We start from the raw sequence: 24,010 nt of genomic DNA, 5'->3' as shown, positions 1-24,010 counted from the left end.
CGTTTCGGGAAGGGATGCGGACCGGGATCTGAAATGGAAATCGGGGCGGATCATGGAACGGGGACCGCCCGGACGATGGAATCGATGACCTGATCGGCGGTGATGCCGTCCGCCAATGCCTCAAAAGTGAGGATGATGCGGTGACGCAGAACCTCCGGCACATACGTTTTGACGTCTTCCGGCACGACGTAGTCACGTCCGGAGAGCAGGGCGCCCGCCTGCCCGATGCGGATCAGCGCGATTGAGGCGCGCGGGGACGCGCCGAGCCTGACCAGTGAGGAAAGGCCCTGCACCGGATGCGTGCCCATGCCACGCGAAGTGGCGGCCAAATCGACCGCATAGCGCATAACGGCTTCGGAGACATGGACATGGCGGGCCGCTGTGCGCAGGAATTCGACGTCCTGGATGGAGATCGTATCCGTACCGGTTCTGGTCGGGTCGAGGGCGTCGTAACCGCGTCGGGTCAGCATGGCCAGCATCGACCGTTCCTCATCCGCGGTCGGATAGGTCATGACCGTTTTCATCATGAAACGGTCCATCTGCGCTTCGGGCAGGTTGTATGTGCCCTCCTCCTCGATCGGATTCTGCGTGGCGATGACCATGAACGGACGGGGGAGCGCGATGCGTTGCCCGCCGATTGTGGTCGCGCCTTCCGCCATGGCCTCCAGCATCGCCGATTGCGTTTTCGCATTCGAACGGTTGATTTCGTCAAGAAGCACGAAATTGGCGTGGATGGGGCCGATCTGCGTGGAGAATTTCTGCGTGGGAAAATCGAAGACCTGCGTGCCGACCAAGTCGGAAGGCATCAGGTCGGGTGTGCACTGCACTCGTTTGAACGTGCCGGAGACCGAAGTCGCCAGCGTCTGCGCGGCCGTGGTCTTCGCCAGGCCCGGCACCGATTCGATCAGAATATGGCCGCCGGCCGCCATGGTCAGGATCAGGGATTCGCACATTTTCTCCTGACCGACGATGGTCTGCGCGAAATGCGCGCGCACCTTTGCCGCCAATTGACGGGCGCGGTTGAGATGCTCCGGCGTGAGCGCGGTCGTGCCGGAATACGCGGATGCCGCCGCTGGAACCGGAGGCTGCGGATGTTGCGAGGGAGAGAACAAAGCCATGGTCGTTACCTTATCGTCTGCATTCGATGAGTCTGATCGGCGGGACCGTTGCCGGCCGTGTCCACGGTCGACGGCAGCGACCAGTCGATCGGTGTGGCGCCCATGGATAGCAGCGCCGCATTGGCGCGGGAGAAGGGCCGTGACCCGAAGAATCCCCGGGAAGCGGAAAGAGGGCTTGGATGCGCGGATTTGATGATATATGCGTTGGTCAGCAGCGGTTCCAACGTCTGTGCGTTGCGTCCCCAAAGAATCGCGACCAGCGGTTGAGGTGAGCCGTCGGGGCGGACGCGTGCGTTCAGCGCGCGAATCGCTTCCTCGGTGATGGCCTCCCATCCTTTGCCTTGGTGGCTGTTGGGTTCGCCGACCCTGACCGTCAGGCATCTGTTGAGCAGCATGACCCCTTGTTCGGTCCACGGCGTCAGATCGCCGTTGGCGGGCTGCGGGACGCCGAGATCGTCCATGAGCTCCCTGTAGATGTTGATCAGGCTTTTCGGCAGGGGGCGGACGTCAGGGGACACGCAGAAGCTCAGGCCCACCGGGTGCCCCGGAGTCGGATATGGGTCCTGGCCCACGATAAGCACTTTTATGGAATCGAACGGTATGGTGAAAGCGCGCAGGATGTTCTTGCTCGCAGGCAGATGATGTTTGCCCTGCGCCAGCTCCTCGCGCAGAAAATCACCCATACGGTGGATATCGGGTTCGACGGCGGACAGGGCGGCGGCCCATCCAGGGTCGACCAGTTCGGATAATGGTTTGACGTGCGCATTGCTCATGCCCACCACTGTACGATGCGATATTCGCTTTATCGTTTTTTTTTTATGTGAATTCACCGAGTCTGACTGGAGTGGCCATTACACTTTGGGGAAGAAGTATGAGAAATGAGGTCGGCAATATGGCTCAGCGTGACAAGGCGACATACGAATCGTATGAAAAGGACGAATTCGATAATCCTCCCATGGGACCGGTCGGCGTGCATCGCGGCGCACGCTCCGTGGGCGCACGGGTGACGCCGTATATCGTCGTGATCGTTGTGGCGGTTCTGGCCGGTGTGCTGTTCTGGAGCATGGCTTCGGGCGAAATGTCGAAGATTGATTTTCTGCCGTGGAACACGTCTTCGCGATCCGACGGTTCGAAGACCGCGGACAGGTCCGCCGACGACTCCGACCGATCCTCGGATGCGCAGCCGACGGATGACGCTGCGAACGATGAAGCCGCAAACGATGGCGCGACGACCACGGACGGCCAGTCGCAGCAGGCCGGCGGCACGGACGCTTCGGACGCCGCCGAGTCTTCGGATTCTCCTGACGCCGCGCAGGGACCCGCGGTCGAAGAGACCGTCAACAAGGCGACTTCGGTGCGCGTGGTCAATGCGACCGGCATCAGCGGCTATGCCGCACAGCATGCCAGCGAATTGACCGCCGCCGGATACACGGACGTCGTGGCGGACAATCCGACCGGTATGGTCCCGTCATATACCGTCGTCTGGTACCAGAACGAGACCGATAAGGCGACGGCGGAAGACGTCGCGGCCACGCTTGGCATCACCGCAGTGGAGCAGAGCGATGGCCTTGCCACGCCGATCGTCGTCGTGCTGCTCGACTAGTCCGATCGGTCATTCGGCTGACCGGTGTTTTCATGCCGACAGCGCAAAGCGCGGCCGTCATGTTGGCACTCGACGCCCGAGAGTGCTAATCTCCCAATTAGCACTCGGACGACGAGAGTGATAACCGGCAGCTGACGGCTGGTCCCACAATCGCCTGTCCGGCGTGAGAACACATCCGTTAAGCCATATGTGGAGGAACAATGGCAAAGATCATCGCATACGACGACGAAGCGCGTCAGGGAATGCTCGCGGGTCTGGATAAGCTCGCCGACACAGTCAAGGTCACCCTTGGTCCGAAGGGCCGCAACGTGGTCCTCGACAAGACCTACGGCGCTCCGACCATCACCAACGACGGCGTCTCTATCGCCAAGGAAATCGACCTGGACGACCCGTACGAGCGCATCGGCGCCGAGCTGGTCAAGGAAGTCGCCAAGAAGACCGACGACGTCGCAGGCGACGGCACCACCACCGCCACCGTGCTGGCCCAGTCCCTGGTCCATGAAGGCCTGAAGAACGTCACCGCAGGTTCCAACCCGATCGCCCTGCGCCGCGGCATCGAAAAGGCCACTGAGGCCATCGTCAAGGAACTCGTCGCCGCCGCCAAGGACGTCGAGACCAAGGAGCAGATCGCCGCCACCGCAACGATCTCCGCGGCCGATCCGGAAGTCGGCGAGAAGATCGCCGAAGCTCTGGACAAGGTCGGCCAGGACGGCGTCGTCACCGTCGAAGACAACAACCGCTTCGGCCTGGATCTGGATTTCACCGAAGGCATGCGCTTCGACAAGGGCTATATCGCCCCGTACTTCGTCACCAACGCCGAAGACCAGACCGCTGTTCTCGAAGATCCGTACATCCTCCTGACCTCCGGCAAGGTCTCCTCGCAGCAGGACGTCGTCCACATCGCCGAACTGGTGATGAAGACCGGCAAGCCGCTGATGATCATCGCCGAGGACGTCGACGGCGAAGCCCTGCCGACCCTGATCCTGAACAACATTCGTGGCACCTTCAAGTCCTGCGCCGTCAAGGCTCCGGGCTTCGGCGACCGCCGCAAGGCCATGCTGCAGGATATGGCCATCCTGACCGGCGCCCAGGTCGTGTCCGAAGAGCTGGGCCTGAAGCTCGACTCCATCGGTATGGACGTGCTGGGCTCCGCCAAGAAGATCATCGTCTCCAAGGACGAGACCACCATCGTTTCCGGTGCCGGCTCCACTGAGGACGTGGCCGCACGCGTGGCCCAGATCCGTGCCGAAATCGAAAACACCGACTCCGACTACGATCGCGAGAAGCTGCAGGAACGTCTGGCCAAGCTGGCCGGCGGCGTCGCCGTCATCAAGGTCGGCGCGGCCACCGAAGTCGAAGCCAAGGAACGCAAGCACCGCATCGAAGACGCCGTGCGCAACGCCAAGGCCGCAATCGAAGAAGGCCTGCTGCCGGGTGGCGGCGTGGCTCTGGTCCAGGCCGCTGCCAAGGCTCAGAAGGACGTCGCGCTCGAAGGCGACGAGGCCACCGGTGCCGCCATCGTGTTCCGCGCCATCGAAGCCCCGATCAAGCAGATCGCCGAAAACGCCGGCCTGTCCGGTGACGTGGTGATCGACAAGGTCCGTTCCCTGCCGGACGGCCAAGGCCTGAACGCCGCCACCAACGAGTATGTCGACCTGCTCGCCGCCGGCGTCACCGACCCGGTCAAGGTGACCCGTTCCGCTCTGCAGAACGCCGCCTCCATCGCCGGCCTGTTCCTGACCACCGAAGCCGTTGTGGCCAACAAGCCGGAGCCGCCGGCAGCCGCCCCGGCTTCCCCGGACATGGGCTACTGATTCGACATCGGTAGGAACCGTCGAATAGCGAGTAGGAAGGACCCGTCTGCCAGGCGCAGGCGGGTCCTTCCCGCTTTTCGGGGGAAGCCGGCTTAGCCGGCGAACAGGCGGGACGCCTGCATTTCCGTATCCGCATACAACAGCGAAGCCTGACTGAGCGCACGCTGGATCGATTCCAACGACTGCTCCATCTGCTGCTGGGCCGCATGCCATTGCTGCGCGACGCCGGCGAACTGGGCGGCCGCCGAACCCCGCCATACGTTCTGCAGATCGTTGAGATTGGCGTACATGCCCTGCACCGCCTGCCTGATCGCCGCGACGGATGCGTTGACCGCCGCGCTGGACGCCTGTATACGTTCCGAATCCACTTGATATTGAGCCATATCGCCTACCTTTCGTCAAGATGCGCCATTGCAGTGTGACCGTTACCGATGGTTCGTTTCATCGAACGGTAAAGTTGAGCATATGCTAAAGCGAATCGAAAGCACCGGGAAAAACGGTGATGTGGACGAAGAGAAGTCGTTTTTACTCTTCAATGGCGTGTCGTCAATTACGGAAAAACGCCAAAACCCCTGGCATAAAGCCGTTTCCGCACTTCTCGCCATAGTCCTTGGCGTCATGATGGGCCTGTGGATAACTGAATCCGCAAGCGCCGACGAGACCGCGGATCCCGATTCCGCGAACGCGCTGACAGGTGATGCGACGATGACGGACAACATCACCGACACCCAGAATCTGCTCGGGGCAAACATGGCACAGGTCACCGATGCCATGAGTGACACGCAGAAGAAGACCGGCGTCACCGTCAGGCTGCTGTTTCTGGAGAATTTCGACGATGCGGAAGACCCGTCGCAGTGGGTCCAGGATGTATTGCAATCAATCGATCCCGTTGAAAACACGGTGATGCTTGCGGTGGCTTCGGGCGACGGCAATCTTGTGGTGGCGGTCTCCGCGAATTCCCAGGAGTGGCTGAAAAGCCGGGATACCGTCGATCGGCTGTCCGCGGTCGCCGCCGAACCGTTGACGCAGGATACGCCCGACTGGGCCGGTTCGGCGCTGGCCATGATGGATGAGATAGTCTCGATCAAGCAGAATGCCGCCGCCGCGAAAACCACGATGATCGGCGTCGTTTCGGCCGTCGCCGTGGTGGTTGTGGTGGCCTGCGGGCTTGTGGGGATCGTCATGTGGCGAAGCCGCAGGGGAGGCAGGGGATCCGGCCGGCACAGCAAACGCGCCCGTCGATCGGCTGTGCGGAAGAAAACCAAAAAAGACTCAGAGGATATTCAGGAAACATCCAGTGAATCGAGCGATGCTGGAGAACATGAGCAAACCTATTGAAGCATCCATCGTAGTCGTCGACGATGAGCCGTCCATCCGTGAGCTTCTTGTCGCCTCGCTGCATTTCGCGGGATTCGAAGTCACCACTGCGGCTTCCGGTTCCGAAGCCATCGAAGTCATCTCCAAAACGCAGCCGGATCTGATCGTTTTGGACGTCATGCTCCCGGACATCGACGGATTCACGGTGACCCGTCGTATCCGTCAGGAGGGCATCACCGCCCCCGTGCTGTTCCTGACGGCACGCGACGATACTCAGGACAAGGTGATGGGCCTGACCGTCGGCGGCGACGATTATGTGACCAAACCGTTCAGTCTCGAAGAGGTGGTTGCTCGTATCCGCGCGATTCTGCGCCGTACGCATGAGCAGATCGAAGACAATCCGATCATCCGCGTGGGCGATCTCGAAATCAACGAGGATTCGCATGACGTCTCCCGCGCAGGCCAGCCCATCGACCTGAGCCCCACCGAATACAAGCTGCTGCGGTATCTGATGGACAACGAGGGACGAGTCCTGTCGAAGGCGCAGATCCTCGATCATGTATGGCAGTACGACTGGGGCGGAGACGCGGCGATCGTGGAATCCTACATCTCGTATCTGCGCAAAAAGGTCGACGGCATCACGGTGACCGACGAGAACGGCGAAACCCATAAGGTCGCTCCGCTGATCGAAACCAAGCGCGGCATCGGATACATGATCCGCGCGCCGAAGAACTGACGACGACGGCGTTGCATTGGCCGGCGTCAGACCGGCAACGAACGCGAAAACAGCCCCGATGACGATTCATCGGGGCTTTCATGGCGGAACTTACGATTTTCCCGCGGCGAACAAGGAGCTCCGATGTCACAGCCCAATCTTCAGCCGAATGCTCAGCCGAATCCCCAATGCAATGCGCAGCCGTACAATGCGCAGCCGGGCATGCAGGCCGGGCCCCAGCCCCAGCCGAATCCTCACCCCTCGCAGGTCCCCGGAAGCATGCCGCCGAACGGCCAGCATCCGGGAAATGGACCTTCCGCACCGAAAAACACGGTGGACAGCCGTTCCGGCTCGAAATTCTCCGCGCTGCGATCCTGGTTCCGCCGCAACATCGGACGTCGCATCGATGCGATTTCGATGAGCACGAAACTCGTCACCTGCATCATCGTTCTGCTGACCGTGGGCACGATAAGCATTTCGTTCTTCATTCGAACCTCCGTCAGCGGATATATGCTGGACAAAACCGATACGCAGCTGCTGCAGCAATCCGAATTGGTGCTGAACAACATCACGCGGCTGAGCAAAAGCAACGAAGAGCAGTCCCAGATCAGCGGCTATTACCTGCAGATACGCGATAACAACGATGTGATTCAGAACACGCCGCTGCAGCCGGTGCTGCAGGGAGGCGTGGAATCCCGTCCGGTGCTGCCGGCGAACGGCAGCCGAGGCAACGTGACGCTCGGAACGCCGTTCACCACCGCGGCCATCGTGCAGATTCCGGCGGGCGCCGACACCAACCATTCCACGCTGCAGGCCGCAAGCGCGCCATGGCGTGTGGTCGCGTTGAACTACCAGGTGAAAGTCGACGGCGTCAGCATCGAGCAGGGCATCGTATACATCGGCCTGTCGCTGAGCGACCAGGTCGATACCGTCAACAATCTGAACAAATTCTGCGCGATGATCGGCATCGCGGTGGTGCTGCTGGGCGCGGTTCTGGGCACGATCATGGTGCAGAGCACGCTCGCGCCACTGAAGCGCATCGAAAAGACGGCGGCGAAAATCGCTGCCGGCGATCTGAGCCAACGTGTTCCCTCCCTGCCGGAAAACACCGAACTCGGATCCCTTTCCGCCTCGCTGAACGGCATGCTGTCCAGAATCGAAGGCAGCTTCCGGGCGCAGGAGGAGACGACCGAAAAGATGAAGCGCTTCGTCTCCGACGCCAGCCACGAACTTCGCACTCCCCTGGCCGCCATCCATGGATATGCCGAACTTTATAAGATGCAGCGGGATATGCCCGGCGCGCTTGACCGCGCGGATGAATCGATCGCGCATATCGAAGCGTCCAGCTCGCGCATGACGGTTCTGGTCGAGGACCTGCTTTCGCTGGCACGTCTGGACGAAGGCCGCGGCATCGACATGACGCAGCAGGTGCCGATCACGTCCATCATCAATGACGCGGCCGACGACCTTCACGCGCTCGACCCGGAACGTGACATCACCTGCGGGCGCGTGGTGCTGCGTTCCGGAGGTGATCCGTCCGCCGCCGGCGCCGAACGCGCAGGGGTGAGCCTGGCGTTCGAAGCGGGGGAGATACCGCCCATCACGCTGACCGGCGACGCGTCACGTCTGCGGCAGGTGGTGACCAATATCGTCGGCAACATCCATCGCTATACGCCGAACGATTCGCCTGTGGAGGTGGGTGTCGGATTGCTGCCGGCTTCGATCAGTCCGGAATCGTTGTCGCGGATGCCGGCCGATGAGCAATCGATGCGATATCTTGTCGAGGCGATCGAAGTGGGCGAGTCGATGCAGGTCGGCATGAATTACGCGGTGATCCGCATCAGCGACCATGGTCCGGGCGTGCCGCCGGAGGCCCGTGCCAAGATCTTCGAACGTTTCTATACCGCCGATCCGTCCCGCGCCCGTCAGAAAGGCGGCACTGGCCTCGGCATGGCCATCGCGCAATCCGTGGTCAAGGCGCATCGCGGCTTCATCTGCGCCTCCGGCAGCGACGGCGGCGGCCTGACCCTGACCGTCGTGTTGCCGGTGGGGCCGGTGGAACCGAAAATCACGCCGGTGCAGACGGATAAGAACGATCGACGTGTCGACAAGCGCGCCCGCAAGTCGAAGTTCGTGTGATGCGCGTTTCATGCGTCATCGGCATATGGTGCGCGCCATGCGGTAGACTGTATAAGCTCGGCTTGTATGAGAAAATCGGGCAAGGGCCCGTGAGGCGATAAGAGCAGTGAGGTGAATGATGCCCAGCGGACGTGTACGTTGGTTTGATGCGAATAAGGGATATGGATTCATTGAAAGCGATGGAGGGAAGGACGTCTTTCTTCCGGCCGCGGCCCTGCCGGCAGGCGTGAAGACGCTGCGAAAAGGCGCGAAGGTCGAATTCTCCGTGGTGGAGGGACGCCGCGGACCGCAGGCGATGAGCCTGACCCTGGTGGCGTCCGTGCCGTCCTTGGTGAAGGCCACCCGTCCGAAGCCCGATGATATGGCGGCCATCGTGGAGGACCTGATCAAGCTGCTGGATTCCGCAGGCAACCAGCTGCGCCGCCATCGCTACCCTTCCCAGTCCGAAAGCCAGAAACTGGCCACCCTGCTGCGCGCGGTGGCCGACAACTTCGATGTACAGGAATGATTCATGGCCGATAGCACCCTTGACCCTCGTTCGATCGCCCGTGCCATCGCATTGGACGTCGCCGATGACACCAGCCATGTAGGTGATTTCGTCGAAGCCATCGCACTGGAAGGCGACGTCACCGATTTTCGTTTCGAAGCGCTGCTTCGCGGTTACGAAGGATGGCAATGGTCGGTGACGCTGTACCATGACGTCGAACTTGACCGCTGGACGGTCAATGAATCATCGCTGGTGCCGACAAGCCGTTCGCTGCTTCCGCCGCAGTGGATTCCGTGGAAGGACCGTTTGGAGCCGTCCGATCTGTCGGTGACCGATTCCATCGGCACCGATCCGGACGATCCGAGGTTGGAGCCAGGTATGGGTGCTGACGTGCGGCAGACCGATCAGGCGCAGACCTCCAAGGAGGTCCGGCCTTCGGACGATACGGCTTCGGAAGATGCGGATGGCGGCGAGGAGCACGCTGAGGCCACGGGCGCCGCCGTCACGACGGACGAGCCGGGGAAGCTGGTTCCGCCGGAGCCTCCTGCAGGTACGACCTCCCAGGAGGACGTGGCGGATGCGATTGAGGAATTCGCGCTGTCCCGCCGCCATGTGATGACCCCGCTGGGGCGTGCTCAGACCGCAAAACGTTGGTATGAAGGCCCGCGCGGACCGAAATCGCTGTCCACCAAAACAGCTGGAGGCAATCCCTGTTCGACCTGCGGCTTCTTCATTCCGCTGCAGGGGGAGCTGAATGTGATGTTCGGCGTGTGCGCCAACAAGTGGAGTCCGGACGACGGCCGCGTGGTGTCGCTGGACCACGGCTGCGGCGAGCATTCGGAAATCGAACCGCCGGAGCCGTCCCGTCTGTGGATTCAGTCGAAGCCGGCGTTCGACGACCTGCATATCGATGTCGTCGCGCAGTCGCCGCGTGAGGAGCGTGACGCTGTCGAATTGATGGAACAGCTGGAAGACGATTCGGACAACGATACTGAGGATCTGGCAAGCGAAGCGGATATCGAAGCCAATACGACCGTGGACGACGATTCCGAGGAAACGTCGGACGATACGCAGGAGGACGCGGCGCCGGATATCGAGACGACCGTCGATCTCAGTAAGGGATCCGACGAATCAGATGAGTCGGATGAGTCAGATGAATCGTCGGATTCCGATGGTTCTGATGATTCCGATGTTTCCGGCGATTCCGGCGAGGTGGATGCCGCGGACGATGCCGGGGATTCGGAAAACGAGGATCCGGAAGACTCTGATACTGGAAACGCTGAAGATCCAGAGGATTCCGATAAGGCGGAGGATTCCGGGGAGCCCGACGAGGATCCCGTCGAATCCGCAGGATCCTCTGAATCCGACAATACGGACGACGAATCAGCGGAAGAATAGATCATCCGAAAATCATCAACGATCATCGAAAAAGCGGATGCGCCGCAGGTTTCAAAGCCTGCGCCGCATCCGCTTTTTTTTTTCAATGTTTCAAAATCGAGTCCTCACGCATTTCAGTGCACGACCGTCACCGTGCATTCGGCGAAATTCACGATCTGCTTTGACACCGACCCGAGGAAATGCGCATCGGATCCGGTCAGGCCGCGCGAGCCGACGACAAGATGCCGCGCATAGCGGGAAGCCGCGATCAGACCTTTGGCGGCATGAATATGGAAGGCGTCCGCCGTCACATCAAGACCATCCGGCAGCTTCGCGGATTTCAGCAGATCGTCCAGCATCCTCTCCGCTTTCCGCTGGCCGACCGGCACAGGCGCGATTGCATTCTCATATCCGTCGATCGTGCCCAGATCCTTCATCTGCCAACAGAACATCACATGCAGCGGCGCATGATGGCGCATCGCAAGATCGGAAGCGAAATCCAAAGCATGATGACTGGTTTCGGAGCCGTCCACACCGACGACGATAGGACGCTGCGATTTCGGCGTCGGCGCGGTCGGGCGATCGAAACGGACCTCATCATCACCCGGCGTCAGCGCATTCGCGATGGCATCCTGCACGGAGGATTCCTCGCTGTCGAAAATGCGGACGACCGTCACCGGTATGGAAGCGGCCTGCGCCAAGGACTGCGACAGCGAACCGGTGAACCAGCGGGCGATACGTCCAAGCGAACGGCGTCCGACGACGATCTGCTGCGCGTTCTGCCCGATCTGCAGCAATGCCGACGCGCCGGAAGCGCGCACCGAAGTCAACGTGATGCTGTCGTCATCGATATCAAGCCCTTCGGTGGCCTGCTCGACCCACTCGCCAAGCATCTTCGCGATATCATGGCGCATTTTCGTCCACGCCTCATCGGTGTCGGGCGCGGCGCCCATATCCCAGGACGGCGTCCATCCGTAGACGGCATTCACATGCTGCCCCGTCAATGACGCCTCCTTCACCGCCCAGCGAAGGGCTGCGAATGATTCATCGGACCCGTCGACGCCGACGACGATGTCGGCAAGCGTGCTGCCGGCAGGTGCGCTGCCGGAGGAAACGGTTACATCGCTCATGGTGATCTCCTTTGCATCGTATTCAAACAGCATAGCCGTTTTGTTGCGTTCACAGCGCAATTTCAGGACATGACGCGCGCTACGTCACCGCGAATCGGTAAAGTGTTGGAAGACTAACGAAAAATTGGAAGGACAAGCATGTTCGAACGGTTTACCGACCGTGCCCGGCGCGTCATCGTGCTGGCTCAGGAAGAAGCTCGTGCCCTCCAGCACAACTACATCGGCACCGAGCATCTGCTGCTCGGCCTGATTCGAGAAGGGGAAGGCGTTGCCGCGAAGGCGCTTTCCTCCAAGGGCGTGTCGTTGGACGACACGCGCAAGCAGGTCGAAGAGATGATCGGCAAGGGCAATGCCGCGCCTACCGGCCACATTCCCTTCACCCCGCATGCAAGGCAAGTGCTGGAACTGAGCCTGCGCGAAGCGCTGCAGCTGGGGCATAGCTATATCGGCACCGAGCACATCCTGCTCGGCCTGATCCGAGAAGGGGAAGGCGTCGGCACGCAGGTGCTGATCAAGATGGACGTGGATCTGGGCGAATTGCGCAGCGCCACCATCGATCTGATTCGCGGCAACTCCGCATCCTCCGACGGCAAGGGCGAACTGGCCAATGCCGGTGGCGTGCAGGATAAGCGCAATCAGAGCGGCTCCGCCATCCTCGACCAGTTCGGGCGCAACCTGACCGCCGAAGCGGCCGCCGGCAAGCTTGATCCGGTCATCGGACGCACGCAGGAAATCGAACGCGTCATGGTGGTGCTGTCGCGCCGCACCAAGAACAATCCCGTGCTTATCGGCGAGCCCGGCGTCGGCAAGACCGCCGTCGTGGAAGGCCTGGCGCAGAAGATCAACGCCGGTGACGTGCCGGAGACGCTGAAGGACAAGCAGGTCTATTCGCTGGATCTGGGGTCGATGGTCGCGGGATCGCGTTACCGCGGCGATTTCGAAGAGCGTCTGAAGAAGGTGCTCAAGGAGATCAAGACACGCGGCGACATCGTGCTGTTCATCGACGAGATCCACACCATCGTCGGCGCGGGCTCCGCGGATGGCGCCCTGGGCGCCTCCGATATGCTCAAGCCCATGCTGGCTCGAGGCGAGCTGCAGACCATCGGCGCCACCACCACCGACGAATACCGCAAGTACATCGAAAAGGACGCGGCTCTGGAACGTCGCTTCCAGCCGATTCAGGTGCATGAGCCGAGCATCGCCGAAACGATCGAGATCCTCAAGGGCCTGCGTGAACGCTACGAGAACCATCATCGCGTGACCATCACCGATTCCGCCCTGCAGTCTGCCGCCGAACTGTCGGCGCGCTACGTGCAGGACCGCCATCTGCCCGACAAGGCCATCGACCTGATCGATGAGGCCGGCGCACGCCTGCGCATCAAGCGACTGACCGCGCCGCCGGAACTGAAGGATCTGGACGGCAAGATCGCGCGCGTCGCCGACGAGAAGAACAAGGCCATCAAGGACCAGGACTTCGAAAAGGCCGCTGAACTGCGCGATCGCCAGGAGAAGCTGGAAGCCGAGCGCAAGCAGAAGGAAACCGCATGGCGTGAAGGCGAATCCGACGTGAAGATGGTCGTGGATGAGGATGTGATCGCACAGGTCATCTCCCAGAACACGGGCATTCCGGTCGTCAAGCTCACCCAGGCGGAATCCAAGAAGCTGATGGGCATGGAAGCCGAACTGCACAAGCGCGTCATCGGCCAGGACGAGGCCGTGTCCGCGCTGTCCCGTTCGATTCGCCGCGCCCGCGTCGGTCTGAAGGATCCGAAGCGCCCGTCCGGCTCGTTCATTTTCGCCGGTCCGACCGGCGTCGGCAAGACCGAGCTGGCCAAGACGCTCGCCGAATTCCTGTTCGACGACGAGGACGCGCTGATCCGCGTCGACATGTCCGAATTCTCCGAAAAGTATTCGGCGTCGCGCCTGTTCGGTGCGCCTCCGGGATACGTCGGGTACGAGGAGGGCGGCGAGCTGACCGAGAAGGTGCGTCGCAAGCCGTTCTCCGTCGTGCTGTTCGATGAAATCGAAAAGGCGCATCCGGATATCTTCAACACGCTGCTGCAGGTGCTGGACGACGGCCATCTGACCGACGGCCAGGGACGCAAGGTGGATTTCAAGAACACCATCATCATCCTGACCACCAACTTGGGTACCCGCGACATCGCCAAGGCCGCCAACACCGGCTTCAACCTGGGCGTGAACACCGAATCCAGCTATCAGCGCATGAAGGATCAGGTGTCTTCCGAATTGAAGCAGCACTTCCGTCCGGAATTCCTGAACCGTTTGGACGACATCATCGTCTTCAAGCAGCTCGATCAGGATCAGGTGCGTCAGATCGTTGAATTGGACGTCAAGCAGCTCGACGACCGCCTGTTCGACCGTCACATGTCGCTCGAACTGACCGACGCAGCCAAGGATCTGCTCGCGCAGAAGGGCTTCGACCCGCTGCTCGGCGCCCGCCCGTTGCGTCGCGTGATCCAGCGCGACATCGAGGATACTATTTCCGAAAAGATCCTCATGGGCGAGCTGGAAGACGGGCAGCGCATCATCGTCGACGCCGAAGGCGAAGGAATCCTGGGCGAATTCACGTTCAGGAGCGAAGCCTTCGAGAATGTCGATGCCGCTAAAGCTGGCGATGCCGCTGAAGTGACGCCGGCCTCCGAACAGGCTGCCGACGGTGACATGGCGCCTGCCGAAGCGACGCCTGTCGAAAGCGCGGAATAATCAGCAATTGAATCAGCAATCAAGCTGACAATCGAATCGGCAAATTGCTGACATGATGGCCTCGCCTCAACATAGAGGCGTGGCCATCATGCTGCCGGCAAACCAACATGATGGCGTTTGCGTTGAATGCATGTTCGACGCAAACGCCATTGTCGTATCCGAATTGCACGGCAATACGTGACTCGACTGTGGCGGAACATCATGTCCCGGCCTACCGTGCTTGTTCGCGGGAAACGCACGTAGGGCGACCATGCAATATCCCGGTGCCGCCGCAGTCTGCCGTTCAAGCCGACAAGCGGAGAAGCGGCAAGACATAAGACTGTCTCGAATGGTTTTGACCAACTGCCTTCTGCGCACAGTGGACTGGTAGAGTTGGTGCGCGTGGGGAACAATGCTATTCATTTGGCGATTGCCGATAATGATGAAGTCGTGCTGATGGGGCTCACGGCGATCGTCCGTCAACGGTGGCCGCAGGCCTGTGTCGGCTGGGTCGCCCGTTCGGGACGCGAGGCCATCGAACGGGCGTTGGATTCGTTGAACCGTGCCGACATTCTGTTTCTGGACATGAGTCTGGAGGACATGCCCGGCACGGAGGCGTGCAGGCGGATACGCGAAAGGAACGGCACGCTGCCGATTCTGGCGATGACGGCCTTCTCGCTGAACCAGTACGCGGCGACGGTGGCGGACGCGGGCGCGCAGGGCATCGTCGGCAAGGCGGATTTCGATGGGCTGTGCCGCGCGATCGCCGCGGTGGCGGATGGCGGGACGCTTCCGATACGCGTCGGCGGAAAACGGACCGTGTCGTTTGAGACCGCGGGAGAAGCGCATGAGCGGCTGCGTGCCGTGGACGATCCGGATTTGGCGGCGCTCACCGAACGGGAACGGCAGGTGGTGAAACTGTACGCACAGGCCTGCAAGCCGGCGGCGATCGCGTTGCGGCTGGGCATCACGCAAGACCCATCTGGACCGGGCGCAAAAGCGTCTGGGGCTATCCTCGCGCGCGGATCTGGCGGAGTTGTGGTGGCGATGGCGGGCATGAACGGGGGAAGCCGCGGCGACCGCGCGTACGGGGCCATCTTCCGGGACGTTCGTGGCGCCCTCTGGAACATCGCCGCATGGTCCATGGCGGACCGGGTCATCCTGTGCCTGTCGGCGGCCGCGTTGTGCGCGGCGGTCGCCGAATGGATCATGGACCCGCCGTATACAGTGGTCGGCATTGTGTGGTCGATGCTGCTGTGCGTCGCGCTGGCAGTGCTGCCATGGCGGGGACGGGCGGCGGCATGGTGCATCATCGTCGTTAGCGCGATCGGCAATCTACTGGCCGGTGTCGATCCCGCCGGCCCAAGCAGTACATGGGCGATACTGCTTGCGATGGTGTCGCTGGGACGCGCTGCGCGTGCTTGGGAATGCGTGCTGTCGCTCGTCATTACCTTGTCTGCGGTAACGTATGCCGCGATCCGGTATCCGGACGTTATGGGGTATGGCATACCGGGCGGCATTGTGAACTTCGGAATCGGCCTGCTGTGCGCTTATCTGGTTGGCGTGTCGATCGGATATCGACAGATTCAACGGGCGCAGAAGGAAGCCCGGCATCAGGTCGAGCAGGCCCAACGTGGCCGATTCATGGCTTCGCTGTTCCGTGAAGCCGTCTCCGGGAATCTGACGAGAATCATCGTATCGGCCGAACGCCTGCGACGCGAGGATCCTGAAGCGTATGAACGATGCGGCATGGCCGACATCGTTCGTTACGCGGACGATGCGCTGCGCCAGACGCATCAGGCCATCGATTCGTTACAGCGGGATGACATGATGCCGGATGCCGTGAAGCACGTCACCGTGCAGGCGGCGGTGACGTCGGTCATGGCGTCCGGCGACCGACGGCTCCATGATCTGGAATACCAAGGCTGTTCCGACATGCAGGGCGGATGCGGCCTGTATGTCGGCCGGCGGAGTCTTGTTTTTCTCGCGCTGCTCCGGGAAGCGTACACGAATATCGAACGCCACTGCGATCCCCATGGCTCGGCGTATCGGGTTCATATCAGACTTACCGATGACATGGCGCTGCTGTCCCAGACCAATGGAACGGCCAGAACCGCGGGTTGGATTCCTTCGCCGGAATCAGGCAGAGGCCTTTCCCTGCTCGGCGAACAGATACGACGATACGGCGGCACGGTCAACGTGTCCGCGGATGACGGACAATGGCGCCTCGTCTGTTCGGTGCCGTTGGTCGGAGACTGGAACGGTTTTCTCGCAGAACCACGGTAGGAACGGTATGCATGGGGATACGCCATATGACGAGACACCATCCGGCATGGATCGCGCTTGCAGTTGGGCGTTCGGCAAGCTAGCGGCGAGAGCTAGTACACATGGAATTACGACGATAGCACGCATATATCTTCTCCTGGCATGTTGGAAAGTTCCAGTCTATTTCCTCTTATGACAATACGCTTCGGAAACGTTGTATCCCATTATGGATATGGCATTTGGCGGAGCTATGCGTTGGGCGTAGGCTGCTTGTCCGGTCCTGGAACCGAACTGAGATCGATAGGACTCTGAAAGGGTGATTTTCACGATCATCTTGTCCCCAAAACGGGGTATCCGAATGGACTGGTTGGGACAGGCGGAACACAGTGTTGTTTGACTTCCAAAGCGGAAGCCAAACAACACAAGGAGGCTCTTATGAGCATGAACGAGAAGGCGGTCGTCGGTGAGACCTTCGATGACCTGTCCGACTAGGAGATGGCCATGCTGACAGGACTCGGCGATTCGGAACCGTATTCGGTCAGCGCCATCATCTCAGTTTCGGCGGTGTCGTTGGAACTGTCCCTTTCATATTCGGTGGTTTCCGTGGCATTACCTCTCAGCCTGTCCGGAAATTGCAAGAAGCAAAACAGCTGAACGCGTGGGTGCGGTCCTTGGTGAGTTGCGTTCATGCACCCTAGGAGGAGAGGAAGGAACGCAAGATGAAGGGGCTGATGTTCTGTATGGCTCGAACATATTGCAATGCAGGGGCGTTGCTGATGGCGATGCTGGGTAGCGCCCTACCTTGGCTGTCGGCGGGAGTGGTCTCCGGTGTCGCCGCACCCGGTGTGGACGTGCTTGCCGTAATCGGCGGGGCATCGATTCCCGTTACCGGCATTTTGGCGATAATTATGGTATGCGCCACCATGCATCGGCACATGCAGGACGGGGTGTTCTCCATGCTCGTATTGACGGAGACTCCGCTGTACGGATACGTATTGGCCCAGTCGCTGTTGCCGATGTCAAGCGTGGTCGTCAGTGCCTTGGTCTGGGCGGCGGCTCTAATGACACAGCGTTCGGCCATACCTCTTGTTCTGATACTGAACGTTGTCGTTTTGGGCGCGGTCATCAACGTGTTGGACATCAGCATCTGCCTGCTGTGGTACCAGCTTTCGCCGAACCTCGATGAGCTGTCGGCGGGGATAGGGAGCGTGCTCATATCCGCCATGGTCATGTGGCTGTCGCTATGGACCGAACTGCAGTCGTTGGGGACGATTGACGGGTTTGTAACGATACTGGGACTTGTGGCGTTGGCAACAGGCATCGCCGTATGGTGCGAGCAAGTGTTTCATCGCCGTTTTCCGCAGACGCTGATGTATTTATGAATCACTTCTTACGAAGGGAGTCTCGCAACAGCGAGGAGGCGATCGACATCCCTCTATTGTCTTGTCTCCCGAATGGGATACGCGGCTGGATTATTCGGATCGGTCGGGGGACAGTGGTGTTCGGCTTTCAAAGCGGAAGCCGAACGCCATGTAAGGAGATTTCTATGAGTATGTGAGTATGAATGAGAAGTCAATCGTCGGCGAGACCTTCGATGATTTGTCCGATCAGGAGATGGCCATGCTGACCGGACGCGGAGATATACAAACTCACACTACATCCGATACGGTAATTGGCTGCATCGTCGAGCTCAGCATTTCGGCGGCGCTGACCGTATTTTACTGCTTGTCACAGCTGACAGTGACTTGCAACAAGTAACCGATACTGCTCCCACTACCGTGTGCGGCTATCGCGATTTGGCAGAGTAGCCGCACACACATGAAAGTCCGTAATGAAAGCTTTTCTATTCAAGGAGTTCCGCCTGTTCTCCTCGTTGAACCGGATGGTCTGGGTCTCCTTGGCCTTTCCGACGTTCGCAGCGCTCAACCCGTTGTTCCTCCATAAAGGGGACGCGTTGTTCACCGCGATGATGGACGCGCCGGCGATCGCGCTGTTCCTCGCCATCACCGTGGACTACACCACCTGGCAGGACTATCTGGACGGCGTACCCGAGCTCATCGTGCAGTCGGGCGCGTCGTTCCGCACCTATCTGCTGTCCAAACTGTGGGTCTACGAAGCGGCGTCCACGATCTTCCTCGTCATATCACTGCTGGCGGCGCTGTATACCGACCGCGGCGCGCTGCCGACGCCGGGCATGCTGGCGGCGCAACTCGTCATGGCTTGTTTGATGAACTGGGCGTGGACCGCTCTGGACACGCAGCTCGCCATGTTCCTGCGCCTGCTGATGCCGAACACCGCGTTCCTGCTCACCGCCTGCATACTGATGCTTCCGGTGCTCGTCTGCATCGCCCTGTGGGGGCTGCTGTCGTTCGACACGGCCGCGCTGGTCTCGCTGGCCATCATTCTGTTCTGTGCGGCAGGAGCGTTCCTGCTGTCGCTCACCGTATTGCGCCGCCGATACACATCCACATTGGGATACCCGGACGAATCGGAAAGGACGACCGTATGAATACCGATACCATCATCGCCGTCGACCATGTGACCTTCGGCTACCGCAAGCGCCGCACCGTGCTCGACGACGTCTCCCTCGAAGTGCCGCAGGGGCAGACGATGGCCCTGCTGGGATACAACGGCGTGGGCAAGACCACGCTGTTCAACCTCATCGTCGGGCTGCTGCGACCGTGGAGCGGCCGGTGCGTGATCAACCAGGAGCTGGTGCCGTCGATGCGCGACGTGTTCCTGATGACCGAACGGGCCGATCTCATCAACTCGATGACCGTGTGCGACAACATCCGGTTCCGCGCCCTGCTGTTCGCGGACGGAGGCACGGACCGCGTGGATCCCGCAGCCCTCGACGACGAGCCTCTGATACGGGCGTTCGAGCTCGGACCGCATCTCGACAAGAAGGTGACGGAGCTTTCCAGCGGACTACGCAAACGCGCGGGACTGGTGGCCGGCATGCTGTTCGACCCGCACGTCATCCTGCTGGACGAGCCCACCAACTCGATCGACCCGATCACGCGCGACCTGTTCATCGACTACGTCAACCAGCTGCACGCCGCCGGACGGACGGTGCTGACCATCACGCACGACCTGGAATACTGCTGGAAGGCCGCGGAACGGGTCGTCATCCTCGACGACCGGCACGTCGTCAAGGACGTCATGCTCGCCGACGTGCCCGACTATGAGACATTCACCGGCATCGCCACACTGGGGCGCGGACGCACCGACGTCGACTTCGGTTTGCGCACGCCCGGCGGACCGTTGGAACAACGCAGATGACCGGGTGACGCATCGGAATCCCGTTCAGGAACGAGGCCATCGAGAACGCCGATGCCGCTGAGCTGCTGAGACTGCACAAGATGATGCCGCTGAAGTGACGCCGGCCTCCGAACAGGCTGCCGACGGCGACGCGGCACTTACTGAAGCGACGACTGCCGAAAGCGCGGAATAATCAGAAATAATCAGCAATCAAGCTGCCAGCCGAATCGGCAAATTGCTGAGATGATGGCGTTTGCATGGAATGTATGTTCGATGCAAACGCTTTTCTGTATCTGATTCATATGACAATGCGTAGCTCGACTGCGGTGGAATTATGTCAGCCCATGTCGCTTCCGGAAGGCTCTGAGCCTCCTGCTCCTGCGTATTTTTCTGACAATGCCCTGCAGCTTGATCCCGAACATGTCGAACGCAACGTCCGTCCCATCGGCGTCCGGCGATGTAGATGGGGCGTTCCTCGTATGGATGGGGCGGTCCCGGTATGTTCGGCGCGTAAACCGGAAGCAACGACAGTCGGAATCAGCGTTGCTCGATTGTGCACGGCAGACTGTCGCATAGCGTGATCAGCCTGAGGTACCTGTCCAGGTCGGGACGGTCGCGCAGGAGCATGTACGGGGATTTGAGCGTTTCGGACGTCACCCCGGAATCATTGTCTTTGGGAACCCGATATTCCACGTTGCAAACGATCCAGCTGGCCGATTCCAGAGATTCCATCCTCTCAAGCTGGGACTGATCATGAACGTCCACGGTCACTTGGCGCGGCACGTCGTATTCATCATCCGGCACGCATGTCAGCCGTCCGGTGCCGTCCCCGGTGGTCATCTCCTCCACATCGCAGGTGAAGGTGAAACGGGACGATGTAAAAGGCGCGTTCGCTCGTTGCGACTCGGCCACGACGCCGGCGATCCCGATGGCCGTCAGTAGCGCAACGATTGCCATCAGAATTGCGACTGCTGGAACGCGGTTCTTCGCCTTCATGGCTCGGCCTCCTAGAAATTCATCTGTTTTTCAATGTATCGCATCACGCCATGTGTCATACCGGCATATGACCGATGTCTCGGATCCGGAGCCCCGTTGTTCGTCGACCGTATGGCCGCTGAATACGATTTCGCAGGAGATTCCGTCTTCCGTCCCTGCGGAATCGCGCTTAACGGTCAAGATGAACGGTCTGTCGGTCTCAAGCCAATCGTCCGGTGCGACTTTCAACCAGTCCCCTCTGATTCGGGTTTCGAGAGCCGTTTCGCCCCGCGACTCGATCTTGACGGTCCCCGACTCCGCATGGGCGCGGAATTCGAGATGAGCCCCGGCCTCATCGCTTTGGACCGATGGTCCGGCCAACCCGGCATGAGCGCCGTCACTGCCAGACAAAGGCAGAGGGCGGTCCGTGCTTGCTTTTGCCTCATCGATTATCGTCCCTCCGGTTCGGCTTGCGCCGCAGAATCCCGCCCATAAGAGCAAGGACCGCCGTTGCGGTTCCATCGGAAAATCGCCCTTTCCGTAGCGGCGAAGCCCTCGTTGGATCCGCCGTACTCTTTAAAGTATAGAACCTTTTGTGTTTTTGCTAACCTCATAGGAGCCGCTGGATGGCAGTGACGATATGTCGTCACTGAGTTCGTCGCAATGGTAATACACCGTATATTCGGCCTGCGTGCCGGGTATGTCCTTTGCGACGTTCCTGTCCGTCCCCAGATTCTCGGAATACTCTATCTCGTCGATGCTGCATTCGCGTAAGGGTTCCAGATCCCTTTCAAGATGTTCCACGCCTTTTTTAGGAGCACGTCCTTCGTGAACAACGCCGAATCCGAAATGGAGGTTTTCCCGGAAAACATATCCGCGGAAGGCCGCGTCTCTATGTCATGCATGGCGAAAAGCACGCAGCACGTAATCGCCGGAAGACCGGAAACCAATAAGAGAAAAAGAGTTTTCGAGCGTTTCCTTGTCGTCGTAGACATGTTTTTTCCAAAAAATCGGCGATCGTTGCCGACGTTTCGTTTCCCGACGGCCTGTACCCTCGCGAGGCGCGGCATACGTCGATGATACATACGGCGGGAGCATGGAACTACTTGGGCTAATGTACGTTCAGTATTGATCCGCTTGTAAACGGTGCATGCGTATCCGTGTTTCGCGCCATGTCGCTTTCGACGCGAACGCCATTTTTGCATCCCAATCACATGAAATGTGCATAACTCATCGGCGACACGCCGGCTGTGCGTTCTCTTCGACCACAGTACCCAAAAACAGCCAGGTGAAACGGCGTTTTCCGTTATCGTTCATGCATGGAGACGATGCAGACAGAACGACAAGGGCGTTCAAGCCAACCGGAAAAGCTTGAACAGCTGGAACGGAACATGCAGGTGGCCGAAAAGGAACGGCGCTGCTTCTGGAGCCGTAGCACGACGGAACGCGACAGCATCATCCGACGTGCCGGCGGAACATTATGCCAGCCCATGCCGCGCTTTTTCGCAAGGAAAGAATACTGGGCGACCCTGCAATATCGCGAGCGGATCATGCACGTGATCAGAACGGCATCGGCGATGCATCCGCAATGGATATTCTGCGGGGTGTCCGCTGCCGTCGTGTGGGAGCTGACTTCAAGCGAATACCTGCATAAGCGAATCCATGTCGCAAAGCAGTCAGGCAATCGCACGCGCAATACGGAATGCTTCGTTTTCCACCATATTCCCGATCCGCAGCTGCACTGCCTTGAAAACATACAGATAACCGGATTATTGCAGACGATGTTCGACGTCGCGCGGTTCGTGCCGTTTCCTGAAGCGTTGGCGATGTGCGATGCCGCCATGCGAAAATACGGAATCACCCATGAACGTATGGATGAGTTCCTTCTTTTGCGACAGCGTTGTCAGGGAATCCGCGAAGCACGTGAGGTTTTCGAATACGCCGACGCACTGAGCGAGAATGGTGGCGAATCCATCGCACGCGGATACATGAAATTGTGGGGCTATGAAAAGCCGGAGCTGCAAGCTTGGTTCGACGATCCCGTAAGCGGAGAGCGGCGGCGCGTCGACTATCTGTGGCGCACCGCCGATGGCGGCATCGTCATCGGCGAGTTGGACGGGCGCGAAAAATATGAGAATCCGGCCATGACCGGGGGAGAGGATGCCGTTTCCGTTGTTCTTAAGGAGAAGGAGCGGGAAAGCAATCTGAATCTGGTCGGCAAGGTTACCATCGTTCGTTTCAGCTTTCGGGAGCTGATGCGGAATCCTGCGCAGGTGCAGAAGAAGCTGGATCTGGCAGGAGTTCCGAAAGTCGGCTTTATTTCAGGGATCTGAGGGATGCCGCGCATATTGCGTGGGTGACGGCTTGCAGTGCGTATTGCGTGTGCGATTGACGCACGTTGCGCGAGTGATACACATTGTGTGATTGACGCACATTGTGGATGGCCCATACGCATTGTGCGGTCAGAGCGGGTTCGTGACGCGCAATGAACCGTTGCCGCAGGCGCAATATGTTGTTGCTGCATGCACTGTGCCGTCGTCACATGCACAATGTTCGATCGCCGCTGGTATGCATCGTGTCGGTGCCCGGTGTTCAGCCGCACATTGTGCATATGGATGGCACACAATGTGCTACTGCCGTGCGCCAATGTGTGGGTGTCGCACAATGTGCCACTGCCACACGCACAATGTGTGGATGCCACACGCGCATTGTGTCGGTGGCATATACACATTGTGCTGGTAGCACATGCACATTGTGTGGGTGGCACTTGCACATTGTGCGTCAGAGGCCGGTCGGACGCACATTGTGCGTGTGGATGGCGCACATTGTGCGTTGAAACGCGGCACATTGTGTATGTGGAAGGGATGTGACGCACATTGTGTGGGTGGCACTTACACAATGTGTGGGTGGCACTTACACATTGTGCGTCGAAATGGGACACATTGTGCGTGTGGAATAGATGATGATGAGATGTGGAAGTGAACTGCGCCCCAAAAGTTGGACGATATTTATCATGATAGCGTCCTAGACCGTCAGGGTCATATTCCGGTACTCGACCGGGGTATGGCCCTGAAGCCTTTTCTGACGCCGCCGGTTGTTCCAATGG

General features: G+C 59.9%; 21 protein-coding genes. 15 read left to right on the top strand and 6 right to left on the bottom strand.

Translation table 11 applies throughout. From position 1 onward, the window contains the following. Window positions 1–50 precede the first annotated feature (50 nt). On the bottom strand, window positions 51–1,118 hold the full coding sequence (locus AC1AX7_RS05345; RefSeq protein WP_476509063.1) for an AAA family ATPase: 1,068 nt from the start codon (window positions 1,116–1,118) through the stop codon (window positions 51–53). 5 nt (window positions 1,119–1,123) lie between these two features. Next, on the bottom strand, window positions 1,124–1,891 hold the full coding sequence (locus AC1AX7_RS05340; protein WP_476509062.1) for a uracil-DNA glycosylase: 768 nt from the start codon (window positions 1,889–1,891) through the stop codon (window positions 1,124–1,126). A gap of 119 nt (window positions 1,892–2,010) precedes the next feature. On the opposite strand from AC1AX7_RS05340, the gene AC1AX7_RS05335 reads away from it, so the two are divergent. After that, window positions 2,011–2,721, top strand: a complete 711-nt coding sequence (locus tag AC1AX7_RS05335; protein ID WP_476509163.1) for a LytR C-terminal domain-containing protein — start codon at window positions 2,011–2,013, stop codon at window positions 2,719–2,721. 200 nt (window positions 2,722–2,921) lie between these two features. After that, complete coding sequence (groL, locus tag AC1AX7_RS05330; RefSeq protein WP_476509061.1) at window positions 2,922–4,535, top strand: chaperonin GroEL; 1,614 nt, start codon at window positions 2,922–2,924, stop codon at window positions 4,533–4,535. Between the two features lie 92 nt (window positions 4,536–4,627). Here the strand turns inward: groL and AC1AX7_RS05325 are convergent, their stop codons facing one another. Beyond that, entirely contained in the window at window positions 4,628–4,918 is a 291-nt protein-coding gene (locus tag AC1AX7_RS05325; RefSeq protein WP_476509060.1) for a WXG100 family type VII secretion target, read from the bottom strand. Between the two features lie 28 nt (window positions 4,919–4,946). Here AC1AX7_RS05325 and AC1AX7_RS05320 point away from each other — a divergent pair, with 28 nt between their 5' ends. The 5 genes from AC1AX7_RS05320 (at window position 4,947) to AC1AX7_RS05300 (ending at window position 10,591) form a co-directional block, all read left to right on the top strand. After that, complete coding sequence (locus AC1AX7_RS05320; RefSeq protein ID WP_476509059.1) at window positions 4,947–5,873, top strand: TPM domain-containing protein; 927 nt, start codon at window positions 4,947–4,949, stop codon at window positions 5,871–5,873. Then, window positions 5,857–6,588, top strand: a complete 732-nt coding sequence (locus AC1AX7_RS05315; protein WP_476509058.1) for a response regulator transcription factor — start codon at window positions 5,857–5,859, stop codon at window positions 6,586–6,588. The genes AC1AX7_RS05320 and AC1AX7_RS05315 overlap by 17 nt, the downstream gene beginning before the upstream one ends. 258 nt (window positions 6,589–6,846) lie before the next feature. Next, on the top strand, window positions 6,847–8,706 hold the full coding sequence (locus tag AC1AX7_RS05310) for a sensor histidine kinase (protein WP_476509162.1): 1,860 nt from the start codon (window positions 6,847–6,849) through the stop codon (window positions 8,704–8,706). A 118-nt stretch (window positions 8,707–8,824) separates the two neighbouring features. Further along, complete coding sequence (locus tag AC1AX7_RS05305) at window positions 8,825–9,214, top strand: cold-shock protein (protein ID WP_476509057.1); 390 nt, start codon at window positions 8,825–8,827, stop codon at window positions 9,212–9,214. Between the two features lie 3 nt (window positions 9,215–9,217). Continuing rightward, window positions 9,218–10,591: a DUF3027 domain-containing protein gene (locus tag AC1AX7_RS05300; protein ID WP_476509056.1), complete on the top strand. Its 1,374-nt coding sequence runs from the start codon at window positions 9,218–9,220 to the stop codon at window positions 10,589–10,591. A 113-nt stretch (window positions 10,592–10,704) separates the two neighbouring features. Here the strand turns inward: AC1AX7_RS05300 and AC1AX7_RS05295 are convergent, their stop codons facing one another. After that, entirely contained in the window at window positions 10,705–11,700 is a 996-nt protein-coding gene (locus AC1AX7_RS05295) for a universal stress protein (RefSeq protein WP_476509055.1), read from the bottom strand. A 138-nt stretch (window positions 11,701–11,838) separates the two neighbouring features. Here AC1AX7_RS05295 and AC1AX7_RS05290 point away from each other — a divergent pair, with 138 nt between their 5' ends. The 7 genes from AC1AX7_RS05290 to AC1AX7_RS05260 all read left to right on the top strand — a co-directional run bounded on the left by AC1AX7_RS05290 (window position 11,839) and on the right by AC1AX7_RS05260 (window position 19,950). Beyond that, window positions 11,839–14,424, top strand: a complete 2,586-nt coding sequence (locus AC1AX7_RS05290) for an ATP-dependent Clp protease ATP-binding subunit (RefSeq protein WP_476509054.1) — start codon at window positions 11,839–11,841, stop codon at window positions 14,422–14,424. 402 nt (window positions 14,425–14,826) lie between these two features. Beyond that, window positions 14,827–16,689: a response regulator gene (locus AC1AX7_RS05285; RefSeq protein ID WP_476509053.1), complete on the top strand. Its 1,863-nt coding sequence runs from the start codon at window positions 14,827–14,829 to the stop codon at window positions 16,687–16,689. A gap of 480 nt (window positions 16,690–17,169) precedes the next feature. Beyond that, window positions 17,170–17,322: a hypothetical protein gene (locus AC1AX7_RS05280; protein ID WP_476509052.1), complete on the top strand. Its 153-nt coding sequence runs from the start codon at window positions 17,170–17,172 to the stop codon at window positions 17,320–17,322. 65 nt (window positions 17,323–17,387) lie between these two features. After that, window positions 17,388–18,050: a hypothetical protein gene (locus tag AC1AX7_RS05275; RefSeq protein ID WP_476509051.1), complete on the top strand. Its 663-nt coding sequence runs from the start codon at window positions 17,388–17,390 to the stop codon at window positions 18,048–18,050. Between the two features lie 178 nt (window positions 18,051–18,228). Beyond that, window positions 18,229–18,426 (top strand): lichenicidin A2 family type 2 lantibiotic, encoded by a 198-nt coding sequence (locus AC1AX7_RS05270; protein WP_476509161.1) that lies wholly within the window; start codon window positions 18,229–18,231, stop codon window positions 18,424–18,426. Between the two features lie 73 nt (window positions 18,427–18,499). Further along, a complete protein-coding gene (locus AC1AX7_RS05265; protein WP_476509050.1) occupies window positions 18,500–19,177 on the top strand; it encodes a hypothetical protein in 678 nt (225 codons plus the stop codon). Continuing rightward, window positions 19,174–19,950, top strand: coding sequence for an ATP-binding cassette domain-containing protein (locus tag AC1AX7_RS05260; RefSeq protein WP_476509049.1), 777 nt, complete (start codon window positions 19,174–19,176; stop codon window positions 19,948–19,950). Before AC1AX7_RS05265 ends, AC1AX7_RS05260 begins: the two co-directional genes overlap by 4 nt. 516 nt (window positions 19,951–20,466) lie before the next feature. On the opposite strand, the gene AC1AX7_RS05255 is transcribed toward AC1AX7_RS05260, so the two are convergent. Further along, window positions 20,467–20,925, bottom strand: coding sequence for a hypothetical protein (locus AC1AX7_RS05255; protein WP_476509048.1), 459 nt, complete (start codon window positions 20,923–20,925; stop codon window positions 20,467–20,469). Window positions 20,926–22,685: 1,760 nt separating this feature from the next. Here AC1AX7_RS05255 and AC1AX7_RS05250 point away from each other — a divergent pair. Beyond that, the gene (locus AC1AX7_RS05250; protein WP_476509047.1) at window positions 22,686–23,237 is read left to right on the top strand and encodes a hypothetical protein; all 552 of its coding nucleotides are present in this window, start codon (window positions 22,686–22,688) and stop codon (window positions 23,235–23,237) included. A 691-nt stretch (window positions 23,238–23,928) separates the two neighbouring features. On the opposite strand, the gene AC1AX7_RS05245 is transcribed toward AC1AX7_RS05250, so the two are convergent. Beyond that, window positions 23,929–24,010: IS3 family transposase (locus tag AC1AX7_RS05245; protein ID WP_476508673.1), on the bottom strand; the 82-nt coding region annotated here is incomplete at its 5' end.

Source organism: Bifidobacterium sp. LH_449, from assembly GCF_056356755.1.
Note: the sequence above shows the minus strand (reverse complement) of the source record. Positions and strands in the feature narration are given on the sequence as shown.